Consider the following 2,929-nt stretch of genomic DNA (forward strand, 5'->3'; position numbering starts at 1 on the left):
AGGGTCCGCACCAATCGGCATAAAAATCTATCAAAGCAGGAATCTTACCTTCGAATTTCCAATCTTTATTTTGTTCGTAATTAAATACTTTTTCTAAAAATGTTTCTTTTGTTAAATGTTCTGGCATTTCTTTCCTATTATTTTTTACGGTAGTAAGATGCAGATTGGAACGAAAGGATTCAAAAATTTTTTACCGAGAAATTGTTTGCAATTGTCAACAGTTCTTGCTAAAATTTCACCAGTATTTTCATAATAGGATGAATGATGAAATATCAAAATATTTTATTTTTTTCGTTTTCGATTTTTTATTTGATTGGTTGTTTGTCAATCAAAAAGTCTGGGAATATCACTGAAAAAGTGGAGAAAATTCATTTTAAAATTCTTACGCTCGACACGCATGTCGATACACCTTTGAGATTTACAAATTCGGATTTCGATTTGAGCATTTGGCATAATTCAATGGAGGACGGAAGCAAATTAGACTTTCCTCGAATGAAGGAAGGTGGATTGGATGCAGCTTTCTTCGCCGCATTTGTAGGTCAAGGTCCAAGAACTTCAGAAGGAAATGCCAAAGCGAAAGAATCCATTTTGCGAACAATTGATTCAATTAAATCTAAGCTCAACCAAAATTTATCTCTTGCAGAGTTGGCTTGGTCATCTGACGATGCTTACAAAATAAAGAAAAAAGGGAAGCGGGCGATTTATATCGGAATGGAAAATGGTTATCCCGTAGGAAGTAACATTTCACTTATTCAAACTTATTATGATTTAGGTGTCCGCTACATCACACTTTGCCATACAAAGCACAATGATATTTGCGATTCATCGCTCGATCCCGATAGTGCCGAGCATAATGGATTAAGTGAGTTCGGGAAAGAGGCCATTAAGGAAATGAATCGTGTGGGAATGATGGTGGACATTTCTCATGTATCTGACAAAGCTTTCTATGATGTTATCGAGTTGACGAAAACTCCCGTGATTGCTTCACACTCCTCTGTTCGTGCATTGTGTGATAATCCACGGAATCTTACGGATGAAATGTTAATAAAGCTCGCAGAAAATGGCGGAGTGATTCAGATTTGCTTCTTTACCGATTACTTGAAAACTCCCGAACCAAATCCAGTAAGAGATTCTGCCTTTCAAAAATTCCGTGAGAGGTATGATAATTATGATGTCCTTTCAAAACAAGAAAGAGAAAAAGCTCGAGCCGAGAGAATCGAATTGGATAAAAAATTTCCTCGCAAGCTTGCAGATGTTTCGGATGTAGTGGATCACATCGATTATGTTGTAAAGATTGCAGGGATTGATCACGTTGGAATTGGTACTGATTTCGACGGCGGCGGTGGTGTCGATGGATGCTTTGATGCAAGTGAAATGAAAAACGTTACAATCGAGCTGCTCAAACGCGGTTATTCTGAAAAAGATATCGAAAAAATTTGGGGCGGGAATTTTATGCGAGTCTTCAGAAAAGTTGAAAAGTTTTCTTCCAAGTCGAAGTAAATGAATTCGTAATAAATTATAACAAACAATAATAAACAATAAAATACTTGACAAAAGAGTAGGAATTTTGTAGGTTTGAGCAGAAAATTTGAGAGGTATTTAATGGAAAAGCCAAAGGTCATTTCGTTCAGCTTACTCCCTTCATTTCAGAACAAAGAAGAATATTTTGAAAAGCTTATCGATGAAAAATATTCCGTTATAAAAATTGTGAATCTCTTGTTGTTGATGATTTTGTTTTCATTTCTGTACGGTGTTGCAGTTGGGAGTTATCATAGTTTTGCACAAGCCGTAGCGGCGGGGATAAAAATACCTGTACTGTTTTTGCTTGCTCTGATTATATGCCTGCCAGCGCTTTTCATTATTCAATACACACTTGGTTCGAAGCTGAAACTTCACCAGATGGTTTCAATTATAATTTCTGGATTTGTGCTGACGACTTCGATAATGGTTTCATTTATTCCAATCGTTATATTTTTTCTTTTGACGGGAGGTAATTATTATTTCCTTCAACTTCTTCATATTGCGATTGTTGCTCTTTCTGGATTTTTCGGAATACGAATGATAGTCGAAGCGTTGAAATATTCCTGTGAGAAAAAAGGAGTCTATCCGAAAATTGGTGTCACAGTTTTTAAGTTTTGGTTTGTGATTTTAGCGATAGTCGGAATTCAGCTTGCGTGGAATCTCAGACCTTTCACAGGAGACCAAGGGAAACCATTTGCTTTGTTCAGAGAATATGAAGGAAATTTTTATGCGGCGATTATTTATTCAATCAATCAATTATTGGAAGGAAATAATGAACCTAATGTGAAATACAAAATTCCAAAAGAAAATAATGAACAAGATTCACTTTTTTTATTCAGACGATAAGTGATGGAATTGATTAATGCAAGATGATATAATGACATTAGAAGAAGTTGCCGCTTATTTAAAATTAAAGCCGCAGACGATTTACACCTGGGCTCAAGAGAAAAAAATTCCAGCGGCTAAAATCGGCAAAGAATGGCGATTCAAAAAGTCAATTATCGACGAGTGGTTCAATCGTCATTTTGATGAGAAATTCACAGAGATTATTAACGGTTCGAAAAGTAAATGATTAGATAATCGTTTATTTCAGGATTAGATGTTCTAATAAAAAATAAATATATTTTATTGAATCAAGGAAGACCAAATGAATTCTAAGTTAAAAGAAGAAATTAAAAAATTAAGCATTCCCGAACGGATTTTACTCGTCGAAGATATTTGGGATAGTATTGCTCGTGATAACGAATCATTTGAATTATCCCAATCGCAAAGAGATGAAATTGACAAACGTTCCCACTTTTTTGATGAAAATCCTTCACAAGGTCGGACATGGGATGAGATAAAAGCTGAATTTCTCAAGTCTAAGTGATTTAAGTGGAAGAATGAATTAATCGCTATTTCTTGGAGC

Annotated in this window: 5 protein-coding genes; 4 read left to right on the forward strand and 1 reads right to left on the reverse strand. The window is 35.3% G+C overall.

Annotated features, from left to right (window positions below; translation table 11 throughout):
* The coding region (locus tag FJ213_13205; protein MBM4177109.1) for a thiol reductase thioredoxin at positions 1–127 on the reverse strand (127 nt) is incomplete at its 3' end.
* Positions 128–261: 134 nt separating this feature from the next.
* Here FJ213_13205 and FJ213_13210 point away from each other — a divergent pair.
* The 4 genes from FJ213_13210 to FJ213_13225 all read left to right on the forward strand — a co-directional run bounded on the left by FJ213_13210 (position 262) and on the right by FJ213_13225 (position 2,890).
* Positions 262–1,500, forward strand: a complete 1,239-nt coding sequence (locus FJ213_13210; GenBank protein MBM4177110.1) for a membrane dipeptidase — start codon at positions 262–264, stop codon at positions 1,498–1,500.
* 102 nt (positions 1,501–1,602) lie between these two features.
* Positions 1,603–2,367 carry a hypothetical protein gene (locus FJ213_13215; GenBank protein ID MBM4177111.1) on the forward strand — a complete coding sequence of 255 codons (765 nt, stop codon included), beginning with the start codon at positions 1,603–1,605 and terminating at the stop codon, positions 2,365–2,367.
* Positions 2,368–2,383: 16 nt separating this feature from the next.
* Positions 2,384–2,593: a helix-turn-helix domain-containing protein gene (locus FJ213_13220; protein ID MBM4177112.1), complete on the forward strand. Its 210-nt coding sequence runs from the start codon at positions 2,384–2,386 to the stop codon at positions 2,591–2,593.
* 75 nt (positions 2,594–2,668) lie between these two features.
* Complete coding sequence (locus tag FJ213_13225; protein MBM4177113.1) at positions 2,669–2,890, forward strand: addiction module protein; 222 nt, start codon at positions 2,669–2,671, stop codon at positions 2,888–2,890.
* Positions 2,891–2,929 lie beyond the last annotated feature (39 nt).

The sequence above is a fragment of the Ignavibacteria bacterium genome (genome assembly GCA_016873845.1).
Lineage (GTDB): Bacteria > Bacteroidota > Ignavibacteria > Ch128b > Ch128b > JAHJVF01.